The 21,038-nt window shown below is 52.4% G+C and carries 26 protein-coding genes; 22 read left to right on the forward strand and 4 right to left on the reverse strand.

The window, feature by feature from the left end; all coding sequences use genetic code 11:
* The first annotated feature begins 28 nt into the window (after positions 1-28).
* The 5 genes from NSS64_RS29445 to NSS64_RS29465 all read left to right on the forward strand — a co-directional run bounded on the left by NSS64_RS29445 (position 29) and on the right by NSS64_RS29465 (position 3,861).
* Positions 29-505: a VOC family protein gene (locus NSS64_RS29445; RefSeq protein WP_341142416.1), complete on the forward strand. Its 477-nt coding sequence runs from the start codon at positions 29-31 to the stop codon at positions 503-505.
* Positions 506-655: 150 nt separating this feature from the next.
* Positions 656-1,912, forward strand: coding sequence for an acyltransferase family protein (locus NSS64_RS29450; protein WP_341142417.1), 1,257 nt, complete (start codon positions 656-658; stop codon positions 1,910-1,912).
* Positions 1,913-1,995: 83 nt separating this feature from the next.
* Positions 1,996-2,850 (forward strand): ABC transporter ATP-binding protein, encoded by an 855-nt coding sequence (locus NSS64_RS29455; protein ID WP_341142418.1) that lies wholly within the window; start codon positions 1,996-1,998, stop codon positions 2,848-2,850.
* On the forward strand, positions 2,843-3,499 hold the full coding sequence (locus NSS64_RS29460) for an ABC-2 transporter permease (protein WP_341142419.1): 657 nt from the start codon (positions 2,843-2,845) through the stop codon (positions 3,497-3,499). The genes NSS64_RS29455 and NSS64_RS29460 overlap by 8 nt, the downstream gene beginning before the upstream one ends.
* Complete coding sequence (locus NSS64_RS29465; RefSeq protein ID WP_341142420.1) at positions 3,496-3,861, forward strand: GntR family transcriptional regulator; 366 nt, start codon at positions 3,496-3,498, stop codon at positions 3,859-3,861. The genes NSS64_RS29460 and NSS64_RS29465 overlap by 4 nt, the downstream gene beginning before the upstream one ends.
* Before the next feature lie 89 nt (positions 3,862-3,950).
* Here NSS64_RS29465 and NSS64_RS29470 read toward each other — a convergent pair whose 3' ends face one another.
* Positions 3,951-4,610 carry a glycosyltransferase gene (locus NSS64_RS29470; RefSeq protein ID WP_341142421.1) on the reverse strand — a complete coding sequence of 220 codons (660 nt, stop codon included), beginning with the start codon at positions 4,608-4,610 and terminating at the stop codon, positions 3,951-3,953.
* A gap of 69 nt (positions 4,611-4,679) precedes the next feature.
* On the opposite strand from NSS64_RS29470, the gene NSS64_RS29475 reads away from it, so the two are divergent.
* From NSS64_RS29475 to NSS64_RS29485, 3 genes are all read left to right on the forward strand, one after another.
* Positions 4,680-4,820 (forward strand): hypothetical protein, encoded by a 141-nt coding sequence (locus NSS64_RS29475; protein WP_340827700.1) that lies wholly within the window; start codon positions 4,680-4,682, stop codon positions 4,818-4,820.
* A 132-nt stretch (positions 4,821-4,952) separates the two neighbouring features.
* Positions 4,953-5,615 (forward strand): hypothetical protein, encoded by a 663-nt coding sequence (locus tag NSS64_RS29480; protein WP_076080646.1) that lies wholly within the window; start codon positions 4,953-4,955, stop codon positions 5,613-5,615.
* Entirely contained in the window at positions 5,612-6,601 is a 990-nt protein-coding gene (locus NSS64_RS29485; RefSeq protein ID WP_341142422.1) for a nucleotidyl transferase AbiEii/AbiGii toxin family protein, read from the forward strand. The genes NSS64_RS29480 and NSS64_RS29485 overlap by 4 nt, the downstream gene beginning before the upstream one ends.
* Before the next feature lie 91 nt (positions 6,602-6,692).
* On the opposite strand, the gene NSS64_RS29490 is transcribed toward NSS64_RS29485, so the two are convergent.
* A complete protein-coding gene (locus tag NSS64_RS29490; protein WP_339252413.1) occupies positions 6,693-7,319 on the reverse strand; it encodes a pentapeptide repeat-containing protein in 627 nt (208 codons plus the stop codon).
* Positions 7,320-7,422: 103 nt separating this feature from the next.
* On the opposite strand from NSS64_RS29490, the gene NSS64_RS29495 reads away from it, so the two are divergent.
* The 12 genes from NSS64_RS29495 to NSS64_RS29550 all read left to right on the forward strand — a co-directional run bounded on the left by NSS64_RS29495 (position 7,423) and on the right by NSS64_RS29550 (position 14,807).
* A complete protein-coding gene (locus NSS64_RS29495; protein WP_341142423.1) occupies positions 7,423-8,001 on the forward strand; it encodes a hypothetical protein in 579 nt (192 codons plus the stop codon).
* 6 nt (positions 8,002-8,007) lie between these two features.
* Positions 8,008-8,631, forward strand: coding sequence for a hypothetical protein (locus NSS64_RS29500; protein ID WP_341142424.1), 624 nt, complete (start codon positions 8,008-8,010; stop codon positions 8,629-8,631).
* Between the two features lie 34 nt (positions 8,632-8,665).
* Positions 8,666-8,938 (forward strand): hypothetical protein, encoded by a 273-nt coding sequence (locus tag NSS64_RS29505; protein ID WP_340946085.1) that lies wholly within the window; start codon positions 8,666-8,668, stop codon positions 8,936-8,938.
* Positions 8,939-8,973: 35 nt separating this feature from the next.
* Positions 8,974-9,510: a hypothetical protein gene (locus NSS64_RS29510; RefSeq protein WP_341142425.1), complete on the forward strand. Its 537-nt coding sequence runs from the start codon at positions 8,974-8,976 to the stop codon at positions 9,508-9,510.
* 32 nt (positions 9,511-9,542) lie between these two features.
* Positions 9,543-10,001 (forward strand): SMI1/KNR4 family protein, encoded by a 459-nt coding sequence (locus NSS64_RS29515; protein WP_340946089.1) that lies wholly within the window; start codon positions 9,543-9,545, stop codon positions 9,999-10,001.
* Between the two features lie 2 nt (positions 10,002-10,003).
* Entirely contained in the window at positions 10,004-10,567 is a 564-nt protein-coding gene (locus tag NSS64_RS29520; protein ID WP_340995000.1) for a DUF4303 domain-containing protein, read from the forward strand.
* 44 nt (positions 10,568-10,611) lie between these two features.
* Positions 10,612-11,355: a hypothetical protein gene (locus NSS64_RS29525; RefSeq protein WP_341142426.1), complete on the forward strand. Its 744-nt coding sequence runs from the start codon at positions 10,612-10,614 to the stop codon at positions 11,353-11,355.
* 19 nt (positions 11,356-11,374) lie between these two features.
* Positions 11,375-12,463: an ankyrin repeat domain-containing protein gene (locus NSS64_RS29530; protein ID WP_341142427.1), complete on the forward strand. Its 1,089-nt coding sequence runs from the start codon at positions 11,375-11,377 to the stop codon at positions 12,461-12,463.
* Positions 12,460-13,440: a sigma-70 family RNA polymerase sigma factor gene (locus NSS64_RS29535; RefSeq protein ID WP_341142428.1), complete on the forward strand. Its 981-nt coding sequence runs from the start codon at positions 12,460-12,462 to the stop codon at positions 13,438-13,440. The genes NSS64_RS29530 and NSS64_RS29535 overlap by 4 nt, the downstream gene beginning before the upstream one ends.
* Positions 13,441-13,515: 75 nt before the next feature.
* The gene (locus NSS64_RS29540; protein ID WP_340946096.1) at positions 13,516-13,935 is read left to right on the forward strand and encodes a VOC family protein; all 420 of its coding nucleotides are present in this window, start codon (positions 13,516-13,518) and stop codon (positions 13,933-13,935) included.
* Between the two features lie 31 nt (positions 13,936-13,966).
* Positions 13,967-14,446, forward strand: coding sequence for an NUDIX hydrolase (locus NSS64_RS29545; protein ID WP_341142429.1), 480 nt, complete (start codon positions 13,967-13,969; stop codon positions 14,444-14,446).
* 58 nt (positions 14,447-14,504) lie between these two features.
* On the forward strand, positions 14,505-14,807 hold the full coding sequence (locus NSS64_RS29550; protein ID WP_341142430.1) for a hypothetical protein: 303 nt from the start codon (positions 14,505-14,507) through the stop codon (positions 14,805-14,807).
* Here NSS64_RS29550 and NSS64_RS29555 read toward each other — a convergent pair.
* Both NSS64_RS29555 and NSS64_RS29560 read right to left on the reverse strand, forming a co-directional pair.
* On the reverse strand, positions 14,791-15,552 hold the full coding sequence (locus NSS64_RS29555) for a class I SAM-dependent methyltransferase (RefSeq protein ID WP_341142431.1): 762 nt from the start codon (positions 15,550-15,552) through the stop codon (positions 14,791-14,793). The genes NSS64_RS29550 and NSS64_RS29555 overlap by 17 nt on opposite strands.
* Before the next feature lie 91 nt (positions 15,553-15,643).
* Positions 15,644-16,549: an alpha/beta hydrolase gene (locus tag NSS64_RS29560; protein WP_341142432.1), complete on the reverse strand. Its 906-nt coding sequence runs from the start codon at positions 16,547-16,549 to the stop codon at positions 15,644-15,646.
* Positions 16,550-16,884: 335 nt separating this feature from the next.
* Between NSS64_RS29560 and NSS64_RS29565 the strand changes: the two genes are divergently transcribed.
* Together NSS64_RS29565 and NSS64_RS29570 are read left to right on the forward strand one after the other, a co-directional pair.
* The gene (locus NSS64_RS29565; protein WP_339252383.1) at positions 16,885-17,259 is read left to right on the forward strand and encodes a hypothetical protein; all 375 of its coding nucleotides are present in this window, start codon (positions 16,885-16,887) and stop codon (positions 17,257-17,259) included.
* A 175-nt stretch (positions 17,260-17,434) separates the two neighbouring features.
* Positions 17,435-20,974, forward strand: coding sequence for a family 16 glycoside hydrolase (locus NSS64_RS29570; protein ID WP_341142433.1), 3,540 nt, complete (start codon positions 17,435-17,437; stop codon positions 20,972-20,974).
* The last annotated feature ends 64 nt before the right edge of the window (positions 20,975-21,038 follow it).

The following is a 21,038-nucleotide window of genomic DNA, read 5'->3' on the forward strand; positions in this document are numbered from 1 at the left end:
ATTTATCTTACGAAGGAGGTTATGCTCAATGTCAGCGATTGCTTATCTTAATTTCGATGGTGTTGCCGAACAGGCGATTGAATTCTACACAGAGGCTCTACAGGCCACCCAGGTGAAAAAGGTCAAATTCGGAGATATGCCGCAGGACCCGAATTATCCCCTGTCGGACAAGGAATCAGCGATGATTATGGAATCCTCTATAGAATTCGCAGGCGGCAAAATTATGATGTCCGACCTTCTCCCCTCGATGCAAGCGGTAATGGGAGAGCTGGTGAAGGGGAATGCCATGCTGATCAGCCTGGTGATGGAGGACAAGCAGAAGCTGGAAGAGTACTTTAAGGGCCTGTCTACGGGCGGACATGTCATCATGCCTTTATCCGCTACACCATGGTCTTCGTGCTTCGGCTTGCTGGTGGACCAGTATGGTGTGGGGTGGAAATTCAACAGTGATGCCGAGCAGTTTCTGGATGCGATCATGGAGGGGAATTCAAGTAAATTGCAATAATGGGACGTAAATCACAGTTTGTTAAATTTTCTCCGCTAAAGCCCTAAATCGTTGAAGGAATTGGCCTGAATCTATGGAAAGATAGAGTACCTGAGACCAGTCTGCGTCATATATTCAGGAATTCACTCATGAAAAGAGGAATTTGAGCTGATGTCAACGATTCGTCTGGGCAATACCCGGCTAACAGGAGCGGATGGCGTTCGTGCGATCGCCTGCCTGTCAGTCATCCTGCATCACTTGTCGCAAAAGCTGATCATGCCCGCACAGAAGCCCTGGCTGCAGGAGCTGCAATCCGTGCTGCTTCTGGGGAACGGCGGGGTCAGCTTGTTTTTTTTGCTAAGCGGCTTCCTGCTGTCGTTTCCCTTCTGGAGTGCGTATCTGGATAACGGACCGTATCCGAGTCTGCGGACCTACACTCTGCGCCGTGCCGCAAGAATTATGCCCGGCTTCTATGTATCCCTGCTGGTCTGCCTGCTCCTGACCTGGAGGCTGGGTATTCCGATGGAGTACTTAGGGCGGCGTATTGTCACAGCCTTCACCTTCACATCGGGCTTCCACTATACCACGTTCTTCCCCTCCGACTTGAACGGCCCGCTATGGTCGATCAGCTTCGAGGTATTCTGCTACCTGCTGATGCCACTCTTCATGGCGGTGTTATTCCTGCTCGGCAAGCGGCATTCCTTCAGTACGGCGATCCTGTTCTGGGTCGCCGTATTTGGGTTGGTGCTGGCCGCCAATGCCCTCATTCACAAGTGGTTTACTCCAGGCGAGCAGGGCCGGGGCTGGGACTACGGCCAGGTCGGAGGCGCGAAATTCTGGATGCCGAGATACAATCCGGTCGGCTTCTTCGGCCACTTCACCATCGGCATTCTGGCGGCGGGCATCACGAATGCCTTGCTGCAGCGCCGCTCCAGAGTGGAAAGGCTCAGCAGACTTGGTGTGTTCGATGCCGCCGTGGCGTTTGCCCTGGGTCTTGCCGGTCTCCTGATCTGGCGGATGCGTCACGCGGGCGAATTCGACTTCAGTCTCCAGCAGCAGCCGTATCTATTCCCGGTCTATGCCATGCTGTTTGGCATTGTACTGTTCTCGGCACCGTTCAGCCGGGTGGTTGGGCGTGTGCTGGATAACCGCTTCTTCCGGTTTACAGCCAAAGTGTCGTTCGGCCTGTACATATGGCACTATCTGTTCATTACCTTGATCGAGAAGTATGGCCTTCAGGATTTCCATTATTCCGGGATCAGGGATGTGTGGCGCTGGCTGGGCATCAGTATGTCTGTTGTGGTCATCTCGTATGCAGCGGCCACTATTTCGTATTACGCCATAGAACAGCCGTTCATTAACTGGTCCAAAGGCAAGCCGCTCTTCCGGCGCAAGCCGAAGGAGAAGCCTGCGGAGGCGGCAGCCTAACCTTCACCGAACCGTTGACTTTGTGAAATCTCCATGATACATTGTGTATACACGGAATACACAATTTGTTAAGGGGGCTTGTTATGCTGGCTTTAGATGTCCGGAATTTAAATAAAAAATATCCTAATTTTCAGATCAAAGACGTCTCTTTTCAATTGGAGCAGGGCTATATCATGGGCTTCATCGGGGTCAACGGCGCAGGCAAGACCACCACGATCAAATCAATCCTGAATATGGTTCAAGCCGACAGCGGCGAGATCAGCATTCTGGGCAAGAACATCGCTGAACACGAAATGCAATTGAAGCAGGACATCGGCTGCGCCTTCGGCGATATCGATTTCTATACACGCAGCAGGCTTAAGACGCTGACGGGTATTACGAAGAAGTTCTACAAGAATTGGAATGATGACACGTATTACAAGTATCTGAGCCGGTTCAAGCTGGACGAGAACAAGAAGATCGCTGAGCTGTCCACCGGCATGAAGGTCAAATACAGCTTGACCCTTGCCCTGTCGCATGGCGCCAAGCTGCTCATACTGGATGAGCCGACCAGCGGACTCGATCCCGTCTCCCGGGATGATCTGCTGGATATTTTCCAGGAGCTTATCATGGGCGGCGAGATCAGCATCCTTTTCTCCACTCATATAACCTCTGACCTCGAACGCTGTGCGGATTATATCACCTTCATTGAGCAAGGAGAGATTGTGGCAAGTAGCGAGAAGAACGAGTTCAAGGAGTCATACCGGTTACTTAGCGGCAGCGAGTCGCAGCTTAACGAAGTGAAGGAGAAGCTGATTTCCTACAAGATCAACTCCTTCGGCTTCACCGGATTAATTCATGCCCGGGATATCGATCCCGCCTGGACGCTTAACACGGCCATCCCGACTCTTGACGACATCATGATCTACTTTGCCAAAAAGGAGGGTGTATATGTATAATCTGGTGCTGAAGGATTTGAAGTTAGGCGTTAACCCCTGGTTCTTTGTATTACCTTTAATTCTAGGCGGTCTGATGCTCATTCCGGGCTGGGTCTACTTTATAGTCCCGCTGTATTTCTGCTTCATCACCGTACCGAACATGTTCGGCGGATTCAAGAGCCAGAATGATCTCATATTCAGCACGATGATGCCTGTGACCAAACCGGACATCGTGAAGTCCAGAATAGCTGTGATTGTCATTCTTGAGCTTATGCATCTGCTCATTGCCATGATCTTCAGTATCTTTACGTTTCGCCTGTACCCGCATTTGACTTATATTTTCTTTCCGCCTTATATGGGCTTCTGGGGCCTATGCTTCATTATGCTGGCGGTGTTCAACCTTATATTTATCTCGATGTATTACAAGACGGCATATAAGTATGGCGCGGCTACGACTGCATCGACGGCTGGGGCGATCCTGTTCGCGGGCCTGGTCCAATGGGCCGGCATCCAGAATAGCTGGATGCATGGCATATTCTACGGCTCCGGGACCGATCATACGGGGCTTCAGCTCTCGATTCTGATCGGAGGCATCCTCATTTTCGCGGTCTTCACCCTGCTTGCCTACCGGATTGCGGTGAAGAGATTCCTCAGAGTGGAGATCTTATGAACGTAACCATCTCCAGCACCTCCGACAAGCCGATTTACCAGCAGCTGCACGAACAGATCAGCGCACAGATTCTTAGTGGCGAGCTGGAAAGCGGCTATTGCTTACCCCCCATCCGGCAGGCTGCCCTGGAGCTGCATGTCAGTGTCATCACGGTGAAGAAGGCCTGGGAGGAGCTGGAGCGGAGTGGCTTGATTAATACGGTAACGGGCAAAGGCTGCTTTGTGGCCGAATTCTCACCGGATGAGATGCTGCGGATACGTAACGAGATGGTCTTGAAGCAGATGGAGGGCGACATTCAGTATTACAAGTCCTTCGGCCTTACGCTTGATGAAGTGATCGTGCTGCTGGGCAAGATCTACTGAACAATATGGACTGGATAGGAACAGGCTTTTCACGATCCCTTGGGGAGGTGAAAAGCCTGTTTTGTTGTGTGTGTTACGGATCACGTATCCTATTTCCCCTGGAATTTCTCCGGGAACTGTTTCACAATGCCTTCCGTCAGCAGGTCGGCAAAATGAATCATGTGGACCCCGTTTATATCAGTGGCAGCAATGGAAGCAGCGTAGTCTCCCTTGAGGATATCGAGCACGATGTCTGTGACGAGCTGAAGATGCTCGTACAGCATGTTCTGCACTTCTTTGAAGGACCAGCTCGGATTCAGTCCGCTCAGGAATCGGGCAATCTCATCGGCGTTCCTGTGCCAATCCGCCTGCAGCTTCTGCACCTCCGCCGCATTGCCTTTCTGGGCGGCTGCGACGATCTGTCCAGCTATCTGAATATGCTCCTTGAGCAGTCCGGCCAGCTTATTGCCGTTCGCCTCCCCGTAATAACGCTTGAAGACATTGCCGATATCTTCCTGGTTCCTTAGCAGCCGCGCCAATACTTCCTTCTGATCCGGGTTATTGTTGAGGGCGCTCACAATATAGCTGTGCGTCCATGTGGTGTGGTCAATCCACACCTGTTGCATCTCACTTCTCAGCTGCACCTTCTGCGGGCTCCAGCAGGCCGCCGCCTTTTTGCTGCCGCCTGCCTGGGCCTGCACCGTTCCTCCGGCTTGCGCAAGATTGAATACGAGCGTGAGGGTGAACACCATTAGCCATAGCTTTTTCAAGATCAACTGCTCCTTTGGGCGGAATGAGAGAATCTGTATTATTATGGCTAGGATGGATCGTTATTATTTATGAAAAAGCCGGATGAGCGCGGAGATCTCCTCAAGGGTCTCTTGCTGGCCAAACGTGCGGTGCTAACTTCTGCTTTCGGAGCCATTGGGGAGGGACATAAGCAGCACGTAGGCCCGTATACCGAGGAGGACTGGTCCTAAGGGAGAGACGGAAATATAAAGGAGAAATGGTATGAAGGGTGGTCTTCAACACTTATCTGGTGTTATTATATATGTATCATTTGTTGGTTTTTTGTATACAATAATAACAAGTGCATTGGAGGTGGCTTATATATGACATTAGCGATTAAGGGGAAGTATGTTGATTTCATTACGAATTATATTGCTCAGTCGCCATATGGAACTCCAATTTTTACTGCTGAAGTTACTGAGAGGGTTATGGAGGAGTTTGGGCTTGAAGAAACTCAGGCAAGGAAAATTGTGAACACAAATTTAAACCGTTTAAATGGTGTAGTATTGGAGAGCTTTAGGAAGGGAATCTACTACAAGCCTAAAACCACTGCATTTGGAAAGTCCCATTTAAATCCGGATCAGGTTGTAAAGAAAATGTACGTATCACCTAAAGAAAATATTAGAGTCGGTTATGAAACAGGAGCATCGCTCCAACACCGATTGGGGCTTACAACTCAAATGCCCAAATATAATTTTATTGCAACTAACGTAGCTGCTCCAAAGGTTGTGAAAGAGCTGCATACTGTATTACGTAAGCCGCGTATGGAAGTGAATATTGATAACTATTTATATTTGCAGATCCTAGATGCCATTGAGAATAAAGACCAGGTGGTCTGGGATGCTCCCCACCCTGAAGGGATAATTAACAAATTTATTGAAGCTAACAAGTTAGACTATGGAAAGCTATTAGGATATGCCGCTATGAACTACGCTAAGGATATAGTTTGGCGCCTAGGTAAAGTTGCAGAGGGTACCCGGTTATGATATTGCATGAAAGTAAGGATGATTTTGAGGAAATCATACTGCAAGTTAGTATGAAAGCTGGCATAAGGGCTGATGTTTTAGAAAAAGATTATTATGTTACGCTGATGCTTGAGGAGCTGGCTCGGAATCAAGAACAATGGAAGGCTTATTTTAAAGGCGGAACTGCACTATATAAAGCGTTGTTGTCCATTAATCGGTTCTCAGAGGATATTGACTTAACGGTGTGTGTGGATGATGTAAGCTCAAACTCCCAAAAGAAAAAACGGCTAGAATTGTCAGCGGAGGGCTACTCGTGCTTAAAAAAGCTTTCAGATGATCAGCAATCGAGCAAAGGCAAGGGCAATATAACTACAGTTTATGGATATGATCCCATCTTTAATGGTAGTGAGGGGACTGATCCACTACAAAGATTTGGAAGAGTGAAGATTGAAGCTACTTCGTTTACTAAAAGCGAACCTGTAGAGCCTATGCTGATAGCCCCAGCTCTTTACTTGTACGCCCAAAAAGAATCACAAGATGTACTAGATACAAAGTTTAATGTTCGGCCTTTTAAGATATTAACCATAAAACTAGAGCGCATCTTTATAGACAAAGTATTTGCTACCGAGTTTTATTATCAAAGATACAGACAATATATAAACTCCAGAACAGATAATCCAAGTGATTTTGCATTTGATGTTGCTAAACATTTGTATGATTTAATGGTGCTTTTTACTAACGAAAAAATCCGAAATTTATTTACAGAAAAAGTTAACCTTCAGTACCTAATTGGACTAAAGCGGGAAGAAGAGCAAGTACGTTCTGGTGGTATTCCGTCAGATTGTTTGATTAAAGACTTTCGCTATCTACATGATCTCCTTACTGACATGAATTTTCATGAAGAGTATTTGCGTATGCAAAATATTTATGTATTTAGAGAACAAGACAAAATTCCACTGAGTCAGGCGGAGGCTGTTATAGCTGCTATTCGGATACTCGAAGGATAACATTATTTTGAAATTGTTTTGAACTATGGTCAGGCTTATATCAGCACACCCCTCCCTTGGAAATAGTGGAGGGGTGTGCTGTATACCTGCATCACTCCTCAAATTTCACATGATCCAGTATCGTATTCCCCCACTCAGGCAGCAAGTGTGCCTCTCCCGCAAAGCGGCTTCCAGCTATGGAGCCGTCTTGAAACAGCGCCCCCTCAAAGCTGCATTCCTCGAACCGGCAATACAGGAATAAGGCACCGCGAAAGTTGGCGCCGTCAAAGCGGCAGCGGGTGAAGGATACATCATTAGCGATCGCTTTGCTGAAGTTGCAGCCGGTGAAATCACAATCATGGAACTCCTTGCTGATTCGGGCACGATTCAGCTTCGCTCCCCGGAAGGAACAGTGGCTGAAGGTATGGGTCACGAATCTGTTGTCCAGCTTGACCCCGTCCAGGCAACAATGGGTAAGCGTTGAGGTATTGAGGCTTGCCGCATCCTCGAAGCGTGAATAAGAGAAATCAATGCCCTGTAGAGTGAGGTACTGTATGCTCTCTATCAGAGTAACCCCCCGGTAATCTTCCAGTCCTGCCTCCGTCTGTCCATAAGGGGAGATGGGAAAGGAGCGGTCCTTTTGATGGAGATTATGTTTGCCTGAAATAGCGGCCAGACGCCGGTTCACTTCAGAGAGCTGGTCGTCCTGCCATCTGGCCAAGAGGAATTTCTTATTCAAGGTAGCCCCTCCTTACATTAATTTGGTAAAATGAATGAAATCTAGTTTATATGTTAGTATGCCAAGTAACTATAGACAAGCCATTAAAGGAGGCCATCCACCCGTGGGAAGATCGTTTGCAAATCTGCATATCAAGTCAGGTGACCTGGACAAGACCCTTCAAGCCTTGAAAGAGCTGATCGCCAAGCATGGCAAGGTTCTGGGTTATCCTGATTCTGAGACGCCGGAGCGTAAGGCAGTTATCTATGTAAGCCAAAGCAACGAGGGCTGGATCAGCGTGCTTCACGATTATTTCGTATGGGGTACGGTGAAAAAGGTTGGCAGAACGTTGTCCGGGCTGCTGGAGGAGCCGGTGATGACGGCGGGATACATGAATGAGGAGATCTTCGAGCTGTCTTTCTTTGAACAGGGGGAGATCCAGGCCGAACGAATCTTCTGTGAGCCGTGGACCCGGGAGGAATACGAACACCTGCGGGAAGAGCGTATAGCTGACGAATATATGCAGCGGGTGCTCGGGATGCAAGCTGAGGAGGAGAACTTCGGCGCATTCATCAGCCTTACCAGCCCCGGGCAAGCGGTGGAGCGGCTGTCCGAAATTACTGGAATGTCTCTATGGAGCGATGCGGAATGGCTGCCGTATGAAGAGACGCTCAGCGCACGGTTTGTTACCTATGAGTGGTAGAAGAAGATGCTAAAAAACAGCGGATTCTACAAGCAGCGCTTCTTCATCACGCCCGAGGAGTTCAAGAGAGTTGTAGAGCTTCTGGAGCCTACGCAAGTGCGGTACTATTTAACCAATTATACCCATACAGAGCATGATCAGAATCAGGTGGTGGAGGCGTATCGCGCCTTCTATCAATATTATACAGCTGCGGAAAAAGAGAGCGGGGTGCGCCCTTTCTTCATCTATTCGATATCGGTTCTGCCGGATACAGAGAGCTTCGGTTTTTTTGCGAGAAATGAGGGGATTTCTATTCCCTATCACGGGCAATGGGCAGAGAATGAGCTGCCCTGTATCCTGATCTCCTGCCCTAAGGGGCACCGGGTCAATGCTCAGGATGAGCAAGGGGAGTATTATCTCTATGAGGATGTCCGGGAGCACAAGCCGCTGAGCTATGCCCTATATAAGGAAATCACCGGCTCTATTCAAAAAATAACCAAGCCTCTCCGCTTCTCGGCGCAAGATACGGAGGCGATGGACGAACAGAAGCCCTCTGTACGCATAAGCCGTGACGCGGCTCAAGACTTAAGCGACTCGTGGATGGTCAGACAATATGGACTCTTGATCCATGGGCAACCAGGGCCTAGCTGATCTATTGGATTACTCATGAAAGGGAGGGGAGCCGATGGCGCTGAAGTTCATCTGTACCTGGGGCGTGCTGGCTCTATCGTGCTGGGCGGTATGGTGGAGCTTCAAGACTGAAAAGCTGATCACCGTCGCCTGGCTGATGTTCCTGCTCCCTGCGATTCTCCAACTCGTTGCTGCTGTACGGATCGGGCTAGGCAAAGCCAAGTTATTTCTTGTATTCGGCTGTATTAATCTGCTGTTCGCAGCCCTGACCGGTGCGGCCGTCTGGTATCTGGTCCAGCTGGCAGATGCCTATAGAAGGGGGAAATAGTTCAAGCGTGTCTTAAGCGGGGGAGGGGTGCTAATATGCAACTGGGTTTTACGCTGGATACCCATGGAACATGTGTGGGTGTACTCAGAGATGAATTGCTGCCGTTAGAGGAGCTGGCATATACATTGGAGTTCCCCTACGATATCTTCGTTGTGTTCCGGGTGTTACCTGATAGCTACGGGCGGAGAACGTTCAGACGCTTTGACAGCGGGGATCATACCCTCTATTTGGATATCAGCCTCAGCTACGAGCAGTACCAGCGTATGTCCAAGAATGAGCAGCGCGAGGCTCTGGGCATTCACCTGTACAGCTATCTGGCAGAATCTATTTCCAAGTATACCAAGCATGCCGGTAAGACTGCCCAAGCAGAGCTGCTGGAACGGGTGAAGAGCTGGATGCTGGCCAATAACTGGCTGGAAGGGAAAATCCATCAGGCACGCCTCCTCCTCTCCCGGGAGATGGGACTCCATGAGGTTAGCCGGACCTTGAAGCTGCCGCTGGAGGAGATTGAGTATATCCTGCTGCGCATGAATAATGATGCGCCAGCTGCTGTTCATCCTGACAATCTATAATCAACCCTTAGCAGGGAAAGGGGAGTACAACTATGTATGAGCGTCTGACAGAGTTATTAAGCAAGCCTTCCCCGGTCCGGTGGTTTCCGGGCCATGGGGCCGAGGAGAGCTGGATTGCCGAAGCCGAGGAGGAATTAGGCTTCAGGCTGCCGCCGTCTTACCGCTGGTGGCTGGCCCGTTATGGGGGTGGGAGCCTGGGGGACGGGCAAATTCTGACGCTGGTTGCTCCCGAGGATAGGGAGTATACCGACTGGGATCTGCTGTATATCCACAGGCTGAATCTGGCGGAGGATTGGTGGGTCAGCCGGTTTCCGCACCGGCTGGATCTGTTCGTGCCGGACAGCGATGAGCTGTATTACTTTGACACCTCTGTCCCCGATGTGCAGGGGGAATTCCCGGTCATGCGTTATGACCTCATGAATGATCTGATCGAGGAGTATGCTCCCACGTTCGCCGGATTCCTGGAACAGCTGATCGACGACAGGAAGTAACCATGAATACGGCACAGAAGGAAGTGGAGCGGCTGGCGGCGGAGATTGCGGAGGCGGCCCGGAGGTCGTTCCGCGCGCTTTTTGCGAATGGGGAGCATTATTATTACTGTACGCTATATACAACGGGCGAGGGACATGCGCCAAGCCTCTCCGCCTGGTCACGGGAGGCCCTGGAGCAGGAGGCGGACAGACAGGCAGAGGAAGACAGCACACCGGCTACAGAGATCGCCGAGCTGATCAAGTGGTCGTATGCCGATTCGCCGTATTGCTGCTTCGGAGATGAGTATTTCGATGAGGTCAAGCGGTTATTCCAGGCGCGTCCATCTATTGCGGAGCTTGAGGATGAGGCATGGAACGATGAGTTCACTATGAGGCTGGGGGCCATAGAGCTGGCGATGCGGATGCTGGATGCTGAGGGTCTGTTCGCGCTCAATCAGCCCAGGGAGGACGTATGTGTGCTTGCCGAAGTGATGCCGCCGGATGAGGGGAATACGGAGATTGCCCTGCGGCTGAACCGGGCGGAAGCTCCGGCGATGCGGGCCTGGCTGGCGGAAGCGGCAGAATAAGGTTATTGATGAATAACTCACGCAGGAAACCGGGGGAATGATGAATGTATATCGTATCTGAGCCCAAGGGGCTGTCAGAGCATCACAGGCACCTGCTTGAAGTGGAGAACGCAGGTCTGTATCCTCCAGCCTATATCCGGTTCTTGCAGCAGTACGGCGAAGGAACGTATCGGGGCTGGATGAATGTGCAGACCCCTGACCCGGAGGTGCTGCGGCCATTTGCCGAATATGGGTTATGGGAGCATGATGAAGACAGTCCTATAACGGAGCAGCAGATCGGTGAGTGTACCGCTATCGGGACCACTGTGGACGGTGATTTCCTGGCGGTTCATTCCAAGGTGGACGGGCTGCTATGGCTGCCCCGTCATGCGGAACAGATTCAAGCAATCCCGCTGCCATCCGGGGAACAGGAGAAGGGAGAGAGCTATGCCCTGATCTTGGACGGCATCTACCGCCGGATGTATGGGCGGAGCCAGGAGGAGAGCGTCTATTATGAGCCATGGACGGGAACCCGCGAGCATCTTTTCCTGCGGATGCCGCCGGGAGAGGGCCAGCTGGCGCTCACGGAGCTGGCTGGCCTGTGCCGGACGGAGGCTCCGCCGGATCTCTTCATTGAGAATCCTTACGTCTGCTACCTGTTTTACCGGGAGCTGGGGGGCTATATCCGCCTGAATCTGGCGGGTGGGCAGGAGGTAGCCGTCTTCTATGAGCAGGCTGCCGGGCAGGTATCGGCCAAGATGAAAGAGTGGCTTCTGTCGAAGGGATGCGAGCAGTATTCATGGGAGTGAAGAATAAGGAGGAGTGCGGATGATTGTCCTGAAGGACATAGGGAAATTCGAGGTGCTGCCGGCGCGGGCGATGCAGATCTATCAGGGGGATGTTCCGGCCTTGCAGGCGGCTATTGCTGCAGGCTGGGATATTGAAGCGGGGCTAGAGCTTAGCAAGCATACCACAGTCAGCCCGCTCGACCTGGCGATTATCACGCAGCAGACCGAGGTGGTGAAGCTGCTGGTGGAGCATGGCGCGAAGCTGAATGTACCTCAGAATCCGGCCTTCCTGCGGGCGGTCCGTTACGGCAAGGAGGAACTGGTCCGATACCTTGCTGCACAGGGCGCGAAGCTGGACCTGCTTAACCGGACGGGATCGGGCGCTTATTCACAGGCCTACTACGGCAACAAGAAGAATATCCCGCTGATCCATGAGCTGGGTCTGGACATCCGGCAACATGCCGGAGCCGTGCTGCGGCAAGCCGCCTCGGACCATGATCTGAAGACGCTTACCTATCTGCTGGATCAGGGAGTGGATATCAACTACAACAAGCCGGATATGGTCTATCCTTACGGGGCGACGCCGCTGACAGTGGCTGCCCAGCTGGGCAATCTGAACATGGTCCGCTACCTGGTGGAACGCGGTGCGGACCTTATGATGACGGAGAAGGACGGCGAGCGGCCGTATACGATTGCGGTCAGCAGCAAGCATACCGCTATGGCGGAATACCTGAAAGCGTTGGAACCGCCGGATGTTCATGATGTGGAGAACAAGAAATACGAGCTGGCCAAATATAAACTGCCGGATGAACTGGTCCGCTTCCTTACAGGGGACGAGCTGCGCCTGACGCTGGCCCCTAATGAATATAAGATCGGGTACATCGACTTCTTCAGCTTCACCGACACGATAGAGATGAAGGCCGGGCGGCGCAAGCTGCTGCGGCTGTCTGCCGATATCGATAATTACTCCGGTCTTGTGCTGGTCTGGAATCCGCAGAAGAAGGGGCAGCTCGGCTGCTATGATCTGGAGCATCAGACGTATGCGGATCTGTGCAGCTTCCCGGAATTTCTTGCCCAGCCTGAACGCTACCTCATACAGTTCATGGAGGGAGAGCTGGACGGGTCATGAAGGAGAGACCGTCTAAAGTGAATCATAACCATGAGACCTGCGAGACCCTGGACGGGCTGGAGGACATGCGCTCCGAGCTAACAGGGTACTGTTACCGGATGATGGGCTCCATCTTCGAGGCGGAGGATGCCGTCCAGGATACCATGATCCGGGCCTGGCAGCACCAGGAGCAGATGAGGCAGCAGGCCTCTCTCCGAGCCTGGATGTACCGGATTGCCACCAATGTCTGTCTCGATCGGCTAAGGAGCGCCAAGCGGCGGGCACTGCCGATGGATCTCTCGGAACCGGCCGCTGTCGTTACGGAGCCTAGGGAGAGCCTGCCTCAGCATTCCTGGATCTGGCCCGCTCCGGGCTATGTGGATGACCCTGGTAATATTCTGGTCAGTAGAGAGACCCTCCGGCTGTCCTTCATTGCACTGCTTCAACTGTTGCCGCCCCGCCAGCGTGCCGTGCTGATTCTGCAGGAGGTATTCCGGTGGTCGGCAGCCGAGACCGCCGGGGCACTGGAGATGACCGTGGCAGCCGTGAACAGCGCGATGCAGCGGGCACGGGCAGCCATGGCCAAGGCACAGCTCCGGTCCGAGGCCTTGCAGGCTGATGATAATGAAGTGGACGAAGGACTGATTACCCGGTACGTGGAGGCTTTTGAACAATACAATATTGCTGCGTTGTTAGACCTATTCCAGGAGAACGGCAGCCTGTCGATGCCGCCATTTACGATGTGGGTGCAGGGCGGCGCGGATCTCGCGGCCTTCTACCAGATCACACGCAGTCACTGTGTGGGATCACGGATGGTGCCCGTCCAGGTGAACGGGAACCGGCCCGCATTTGCCCAGTACGTTCCCTCTGGAGAAGATGGATTGCTGGTTCCGTGGGCGATTCATGTGCTTGAGCTGAGCGGGGGGAAGATCGCGCATGTTCATCATTTTATAGATGCTGAATTATTTATTTGCTTCGGATTGCCGGAACACCGATGATTCTGCCGCGGCCGGAACGTCTATACTAATGAATCGCACAAGCGAGACCATTCCGAACTCAAGGAGGAACACACAATGACAATCAAACTTACTCCCTACATTACCCTGGAGGGGCGCACGCAGGAGGCCATTCAGTTCTATGCACAGACTATGGGTGCCGAAGTCCTCTCCATCCTGACGTACGGTGATATGCCCGACCTCCCGGACACGTTCCCGGATGAGGTGCGGAGTCTGGTGGCACATGCCAAGGTACAGGTGGGCGGCACGGAGCTGATGTTCTCGGATACTCCCGGCGGTACGCCAGTTGAGAGCGGGAAGCGGGTAACGGTCTGCGTTACTACGGACAGTGTGGAGGAATCACGGAGAATTTTTGATGCGCTGCAGGAGGGCGGTCAAGTCAATATGCCGTTTCGGGAGGAGCCGTTCAGCCCCGGCTTCGGCGATCTGACGGACAAGTTCGGGGTGACGTTCCAGATCTATACGGAACTTGGATAGAGTGGAGAGCGAGTAGGAGAGGGTTTCGGACATGATGAAGACGAACATTGAAGTACCCATACGTTGTACAGGTGTTGCCGTAGTATTGCTGAAGAATACACCCTCTGGTCATCATGTCCTGTTACTGAAGCGGGCCGGTTCGGTACTCAGGGATGCCTGGTGCTATATCGGCGGGGGCATTGAAGAAGGGGAGCAAGCGTGGGAAGCTGCACTAAGAGAGGTTCGGGAAGAGACGGGGATTACCCAGGTCACTCTCTACACTTCCAATACCTTCGACCAGATCTATTCGGCAAAAGAAAACTATATCTACGTCGCACCAGTGTTCGTGGGATATGTGAATGACGACCAGGATGTCATTCTTAATCATGAGCATAGTGATTATGAATGGCTGACGGTGAATGAAGCCATAGACAGGGTCGCTTTACCGGGGAATGATGTAGTGCTTGCTACGATAGAGAAGCATTTCATCAGGAAAACTCCAGCAGCATGGTTACGTGTTGGCACACCATAAGAGGGCTTGAGAAGGGCTGCACGCGATGAGCGTGCAGTTTTCTTGTGCTCTTTGGAGAGTGCGTCTGCGAAATGTAATCGAAAAACCGACCACATTCGGCGTTGTGTGGGCGCGTGGGCCGAATGTAATCGAAAAACCGATCACATTCGGCGTTGTGTGGGCGCGTGGGCCCAATGTAATCGAAAAACCGATTACATTGGGCGTTGCGTGGGCGCGCGGGCCGAATGTAATCGAAAAACCGATTACATTGGGCGTTGCGTGGGCGCGCGGGCCAGATGTAATCGAAAAACCGATCACATTCGGCATTGCGTGGGCGCGCGGGCCAAATGGTAGGTCTATTTCTATCATTTTCGCAAAATAGCCAGTCCATGCAAACTATACCCGAGCAGACTCTTGTCCTCACAGGTCCGCAGATGAAGCTGAAGCCAGCGTTCAAAATCTTCTTGCTGTGCCTCATTGATGTGCTTGGCAAACAGATAACCGACGCCGTCTGTTCCAATATGGGCCACAAGCTCTGTGTGATAGGCCGCTGCTATGCGTTCGATTTCCAAGGGGGACATATGTAGGAATAGACCATCTTTCGTCTGGTTGGTATGCCAGGTAAGCACATCATCCATATTCCCTAACCTATCGCCTATGCTTAATAACGAAACGGCAGCATTGTTAATATATGAGACTGCCAGCAGCCCTCCCGGCTTCAGCACGCGCAGGCATTCGGCCATGGCCAGCTGTCGGTCTTCATTGCCGATATGATAAAAGGCTCCCATGTTCAAAACAACATCAAAGGTTTCACTGTCAAAACGGGATAAATCCGTGATGCTTCCTGCATACATATCGGCCAATACCGGATGCTTGCTCTGCTTCTCTCTTAGGATATCTACATGATAAGGAACGAGATCTCCAGATACAACCTTATGCCCCAATTCTGCCAGTGGAAAAGAGTAATTCCCTGTCCCTGCGCAGCCGTCAAGAATGTAGGCTTCCGGCTTAAACAGCTTCTTGAAGTAGGCCATCGTTGTGATCCATTCGATCTGATGACCGTTATCCCTGGACAGCCTTCCTTCTTCATCATAGGAATCATAGTAATCCGTTATCGCATTCGCCATATTGCCCTCCTTAAAGTTGGCCGGGCCTTATCAAGAAAAACTGCCCTCCCCCAACCATAACGGATCGGGAGAGGGCAGCCTATGACCTAAATTACTTGAAGATCCGCTGCGAGAACTGGTACAGTCCGCTGCTCCAGACCTTGCCTTCATGTCCGCCGACATCCAGATACCACAGATGCGGAACATTCATGCTGGTTAGGCTGTTATGGAAGTTCTGGCTGATATACAGCAGGCCGTCGGAAGCACCGCAGGAGATCCAGAGCAGCTTCAGCTGGCTGGCCGTCTGCGCCGGATTCGTGATCAGCTGTGAGGCCGGCTTCGTATTCGGAGCAGAGGAGAATGCGCCGATCCAGGAGAACTTGTCCAGATGCTTGAGCCCGAAGTTCAGCGTCTGTCCGCCGCCCATCGATAAGCCGGCCAGGGCGCGGTTTTGCTTGTTTTTGTATACCGGGAAGTGGGAATCGACATAAGGAATGAGATCATTGATCAGGTCGAATTCAAACCGCTCGAAGGCGGCTACCTTGTCCGGTGCATAAATATCGCCGATCGGGCGGTCATCCGCCATCGCGCGGCCATTCGGGAACACGACAATCATCGGCTCCAGCTTGTTCTGGGAGTACAGGTTGTCCAGAATGTTCCGTGGATTCATCCCGTTCAGCCATTCGTTCTGATCTCCGCCGATGCCGTGCAGCAGGTAAAGAACATTGTAGGTCTTGGAAGGGGTATAGCCCGGAGGGGTGTATACCATTGCGTTTCTTGACTTACCTACGGTAGTCGAATAATAAGAAATCTGCTGTACGTTGCCGTGGGGAATATTATTGCGGTATCCGTCATAGCCTTGCGGAGCGGGAGTGATGGTACTGGTTATAGCCGCAGCGGCATCCGCAGAGAGGCTCAACTCCTGCTCTTCGGCTACCGGCGAGGCATAGGACATAGCGGGCAGCATCAGCGCTGCCGTCAGAGCCAAAGCGGCAATACGAGTCATCATCTTCTTCATTTCACATATCCTCCTTAGTTTAAATAGATTAGGCCAAACCTGATTCATCCGTCCTCTTATGTCCCTCTATGAAGCAGAGCTCTTCTTTTACGGCATAAAATGTAAGCGCATCCACCATAAGGATACCATATATAACATATTATGTAAATTGTATTTTTGGGATTTTTTGATAGATTTTAGAGTCATCCAGCGGCTAAGCTGTAGTCATACCGGAAGAGGCAGGGTAATAGACAGATATAGAAGCTTTAACTGTAGCCACAGCAATCCCGGCGCGGAAACGTTACAGGCACGATCATCCGGAATGCGGCGGGACCCAAGGACTGGAGGGATGGATCATGATAGGACAGAGTGTATCAGGAATCAGTCCGGTACAGGTCATCATGGCCTACGGCGGCACACAGAGCGATGTCAGCTCACTGGAGAAGCAGCGGGATCGGCTGATGCTGGAGCTGGACCGGGTGAACGCGGGACAGAGCAGCGAGGCCGTGCCCTACCGCCGTGAGCAGCTGCAGCGGCAGATCCGGCTGCTGGAGGTTCAGCTTGCACGCAAAGCCGGCAGCAGTACTTCCACCGACGTAAGCACAGCCTTCCAGAATGTCCAGGGTCCGCTGATGAGGACCGAGTGGAAGGGGTTCCTGAAGGGGATCGGCCAGACGGATCCGCAGACAGCGACAGTAAATGCAGAGGGGCGTTTCGAAGCATTCATCTAATGCATAACATCTAAGGTTAACAGATGGTGCAGAACAGTATAATTGTGTCCCTGGAGAGTGGGTTTGCCACCCTCCTTTCTTTTTGGCCCGGGATTATAGTAAGGAATGACTCTATGTATCCTGCTGGAAATTGAAAGCGGTTGCCTGGAGCCAAATCGATCTGGAGGAGGTATTTATGCTTACTCGCAAAGTATTGAGATTGCTGCTGGTGCTTGCCGTCGCATTCACGGGGTTCATCCCGCAGACCGCCGGTGCGGCTGAACCGGAACCGGGAACGGAACCGGTGCCGCAGGTGGCCGCCGCTGGCCCGGCAACCATCCAGAATTACCCGATGCCGTCTATCTATACTCCGTCTTCTGTTTACTCGTTGAAGGTGAACAATGAGGCGGTCCCCGTCGTCAAGTATTTACCCGACTATGATTATGCCCAGTTCTCCTTTGAAGGAACCATTAGCCTTGAGGTGACGGCAGACAAGCCAATCACCTCGTATTCGATCAGCCCGCTGGCCAAGAACATCACGGGAACGGTCAACGGCAACAAGCTGACCTTCACCCTGTCGGCCTCTACCTATGTGATCGTCGACATTAATGCACCTGCGAACGAAGACCCGAATGAGAAGGACCCGGACAAGCGCCGCAAAAGACTCGTGATCGCCGCCGATCCGCTGGAGACAGACATCCCCGCGTCCTCCGGCCCGGGAATCTACAATGTGACCGCTGCACCGTACAACGCAGACAAGACGGGGGCAACGATCACCTCGGGCGCCATCCAGCAGGCGATTGATGCTGCCAATCAGGCCGGAGGCGGTATCGTCTATATTCCGGCGGGCGTATATAAGAGCAGCAATCTGACCCTCAAAAGCAATGTAACGTTCTATCTGGCCGGGGGTGCAGTCATCGTCGGTACAGGCCGGGGCGAGGACTACCGGAATGACTTCCGCAAGGATTCGATCTCGGATGGAACCTATTTCATCCGCACCGCCACCAATTCCGTGAATATCACCATGCGGGGGCGCGGAACGATCGACGGAAAAGGGATAGAAATGCGCAAACGCAAGATGACCAACCCGCCTGCAACCCATAAGCAGGGAGAGGGATTCATCAATAACCTGGTGGTGCCGATGGCGACCAGCAACTTCAAGTTCGACGGGTTAACCCTGCGGGACGGCGGCTTCTGGGCGTTCCTGGTGGTCCGCTCCGATAACGTGACCATCACCAACTATAAGGGATACCAGGATTTATTTACGCTTGAGGATGATGCCATCGATATTAACGAGAGCCAGAACGTGCTGGTGAAGCATGCCCTTGCCATCTCGGATGACGATACCTTCTCCACCAAGACCTGGCCGCAGAAAGGAATGTCCAAGGACTGGCCGGGAGCCATCGAGCATCTGGAGAATGTGGTCTTTGAGGACTGCTTCGCCTGGACACGCTGCGCCGCCTTCAAGCTGGGGATGGGCATATGCACGCCGCAGATTGGCGTAACCATCCGCAATTCGTATGTCTATCAAAGCGCGCGGGCGCTGCTGGTGGATCATGCCTATACAGAGAATCCGCTCCCGGTCGAAGGCTGGGCCCAGGATGTGACCTTCGAGAATATCGATATTGAACGGGTGGGCATCAACCAGTTCGGCAATTACTGGCTGCGGGTCTCCACCAGTACATCCGGTGATGTAAGCAATGTCATTCTCCGGAACATCAATGTCCGCGAGACGGGAGGAGATTCCCCTATTCAGGGCAATCCCACCAGAGGCGGGATGGTGAACGGGGTAACTTTTGAAAATGTGGTGGTCAAAGGAACGCTGGCGAAGAATCTCAGTGACCTGAAGGTGAGCATCAAGAATGAGAATGTAAGCGGGGTAGTCTTCGCGAATACGGATCAGGCCTGGTTTAGCGATCACTTCACCTCCGGGCTGCTCCCGGATTGGACCGTGGCTTCAGGCGCCAACAGTTGGGCGGTAACCGATCGAACAGGGAACCGGGTGCTGTCCACCAGCCAGACCACGACGGCGCTGATTACCGCCAAGGCCGGTGCATCCTGGACGGATTACACGTATGAAGCCAGAGCCAGACTGCCTCTTATTAATGGAAGCGAGAACGCAGGCATTGTCTTCCGGGTGCAGGATCAGAACAACTTCTATATGTACCGGATTGATGCCAGCACAAGCCAGCTGCAGCTCTACAAGGCTGTAGCCGGAACGTTGACGCAGGTCTCGAACACCTCGTTCGTGCCTGTCAAGAACCAATGGTATACCCTTAAGGCGACGGTTCAAGGCAATACCGTCAAAGGGTATGTGGATGGAGTGCTGAAGACGACATGGACCAACCCGGTCAATGAATTAACCTCGGGCGGAATCGGCTTCCGCACCACTTCAGCCGGGGTCTGGTATGATGATGCCAAGGTGACCGCCATTCACAATCCGCCCACGGATATTACACTCAGCGCTACCCAGGTGCCGGAGCTGACTACTCCAGGCGGTGTAGTGGGCACCTTCACTACAGCCCATCCGGATGCGGGCCAGACCTTTATTTACGCGCTGGTTCCGGGGCAAGGAGACGCCGATAACAGCAGCTTCTCCATTGCCCCGCAGGGAGACAGGCTGACCCTCCGCACTACGCCGGATTATGAAGCGAAGAGCAGCTACAGCATCCGGGTGAAGAGCATTGACGCCAATGGCCTGTCGCTGGAGAAGAGCTTCACGATTCAGGTTACAGATGTGGACGAGACTCCGATTGATGCCAATCCGAATTCCGTCCGGTTCACGGATAACTTTGAGGATGGTAATACGACGGGCTGGACGGCTGCCAGCGGGACCTGGAGTGTAACCACTGACGGCAGTACGAAAGCCTTGATTCAGACAAAAGGAAATGGGGCGGGGCTCATTACAGCCGGGGATTCATGGCAAGATATTGCTATGGAAGCCAAGGTGAAGGTTCCCATCGCTAATGCCAATGCCGGCATTCTCTTCCGTGTGCAAGACGCCAACAACTATTACATGTACCGGATCAATGTCAACGACAAGAAGCTGGAGCTGTTCAAGGCGGTAAACGGAACGCTGACCCCGGTGTCCAGTACCCTCTTCGCCGATGCGGCTGCGGGCCAGTGGTATACGCTGAAGGCGGTCATCAAAGGGAATCGGATTCTAGGATTTGTGGACGGCCAGTTAAAGCTCCAATGGACGAACCCGATAACAGAATTAACTGCAGGTAAGATCGGCTTCCGAACAACCTCCCAGAATACGGTGTTCGATAATGCCCGTGTTACAGGAATACAAAAGGTGACGGCCAGTGCGCTTAAGACGGTAACCCTCGATGTGTATGAAACGGTTACGCCTGAAGGCAACCGGCTCAGCGTTAGCCCGGGCAGCCCTTTTGCAGGGGAGATCATCACCCTGACGGCTGAAGGCCATAACCAGAGCGTAGCACCTGACGCTCCCGGAGATGAACGTTATCATCCGGAGGCCTGGAGCTCCACAGAGGAAGGTATGGCAGGCGTCTTCACCGTAACGGATGAGGTGTATCAGGCTGCATATGTTCCGTCTGCTGTAGGTGATTACAAGATAACCGTTATCTACCGCAAGCAGGTATGGGACGGCTCAGCCTGGGCCGATACGGAGCTGATGGATACCCTGATTGTGGACATTAGAGTAACCCTGAAACCGGCAGACATGGAGGATGACAGCATGGATGAGCAGGACCCGCCGGTCCTCGGTTAACCTATAGATTGCTATCTCTATCCCGGTGTGTAAGCAGTGATATGCTTATGTTCCGGGATTTTTT

The sequence above is a fragment of the Paenibacillus sp. FSL H8-0122 genome (assembly GCF_038005345.1).
Lineage (GTDB): Bacteria > Bacillota > Bacilli > Paenibacillales > Paenibacillaceae > Paenibacillus_AQ.

What these genes read in the sequence shown, in the direction of transcription:
- NSS64_RS29465 (WP_341142420.1), top strand. Translation starts at nt 3,496, where the DNA reads ATGAACGTAACCATCTCCAGCACCTCCGACAAGCCGATTTACCAGCAG.
- NSS64_RS29500 (WP_341142424.1), top strand. Translation starts at nt 8,008, where the DNA reads ATGCTAAAAAACAGCGGATTCTACAAGCAGCGCTTCTTCATCACGCCC.
- NSS64_RS29510 (WP_341142425.1), top strand. Translation starts at nt 8,974, where the DNA reads ATGCAACTGGGTTTTACGCTGGATACCCATGGAACATGTGTGGGTGTA.
- NSS64_RS29525 (WP_341142426.1), top strand. Translation starts at nt 10,612, where the DNA reads ATGTATATCGTATCTGAGCCCAAGGGGCTGTCAGAGCATCACAGGCAC.
- NSS64_RS29540 (WP_340946096.1), top strand. Translation starts at nt 13,516, where the DNA reads ATGACAATCAAACTTACTCCCTACATTACCCTGGAGGGGCGCACGCAG.
- NSS64_RS29530 (WP_341142427.1), top strand. Translation starts at nt 11,375, where the DNA reads ATGATTGTCCTGAAGGACATAGGGAAATTCGAGGTGCTGCCGGCGCGG.
- NSS64_RS29445 (WP_341142416.1), top strand. Translation starts at nt 29, where the DNA reads ATGTCAGCGATTGCTTATCTTAATTTCGATGGTGTTGCCGAACAGGCG.
- NSS64_RS29555 (WP_341142431.1), bottom strand. Translation starts at nt 15,552, where the DNA reads ATGGCGAATGCGATAACGGATTACTATGATTCCTATGATGAAGAAGGA.
- NSS64_RS29545 (WP_341142429.1), top strand. Translation starts at nt 13,967, where the DNA reads ATGATGAAGACGAACATTGAAGTACCCATACGTTGTACAGGTGTTGCC.
- NSS64_RS29565 (WP_339252383.1), top strand. Translation starts at nt 16,885, where the DNA reads ATGATAGGACAGAGTGTATCAGGAATCAGTCCGGTACAGGTCATCATG.
- NSS64_RS29450 (WP_341142417.1), top strand. Translation starts at nt 656, where the DNA reads ATGTCAACGATTCGTCTGGGCAATACCCGGCTAACAGGAGCGGATGGC.
- NSS64_RS29515 (WP_340946089.1), top strand. Translation starts at nt 9,543, where the DNA reads ATGTATGAGCGTCTGACAGAGTTATTAAGCAAGCCTTCCCCGGTCCGG.
- NSS64_RS29570 (WP_341142433.1), top strand. Translation starts at nt 17,435, where the DNA reads ATGCTTACTCGCAAAGTATTGAGATTGCTGCTGGTGCTTGCCGTCGCA.
- NSS64_RS29460 (WP_341142419.1), top strand. Translation starts at nt 2,843, where the DNA reads ATGTATAATCTGGTGCTGAAGGATTTGAAGTTAGGCGTTAACCCCTGG.
- NSS64_RS29560 (WP_341142432.1), bottom strand. Translation starts at nt 16,549, where the DNA reads ATGAAGAAGATGATGACTCGTATTGCCGCTTTGGCTCTGACGGCAGCG.
- NSS64_RS29505 (WP_340946085.1), top strand. Translation starts at nt 8,666, where the DNA reads ATGGCGCTGAAGTTCATCTGTACCTGGGGCGTGCTGGCTCTATCGTGC.
- NSS64_RS29485 (WP_341142422.1), top strand. Translation starts at nt 5,612, where the DNA reads ATGATATTGCATGAAAGTAAGGATGATTTTGAGGAAATCATACTGCAA.
- NSS64_RS29455 (WP_341142418.1), top strand. Translation starts at nt 1,996, where the DNA reads ATGCTGGCTTTAGATGTCCGGAATTTAAATAAAAAATATCCTAATTTT.
- NSS64_RS29520 (WP_340995000.1), top strand. Translation starts at nt 10,004, where the DNA reads ATGAATACGGCACAGAAGGAAGTGGAGCGGCTGGCGGCGGAGATTGCG.
- NSS64_RS29480 (WP_076080646.1), top strand. Translation starts at nt 4,953, where the DNA reads ATGACATTAGCGATTAAGGGGAAGTATGTTGATTTCATTACGAATTAT.
- NSS64_RS29535 (WP_341142428.1), top strand. Translation starts at nt 12,460, where the DNA reads ATGAAGGAGAGACCGTCTAAAGTGAATCATAACCATGAGACCTGCGAG.
- NSS64_RS29475 (WP_340827700.1), top strand. Translation starts at nt 4,680, where the DNA reads ATGAAAAAGCCGGATGAGCGCGGAGATCTCCTCAAGGGTCTCTTGCTG.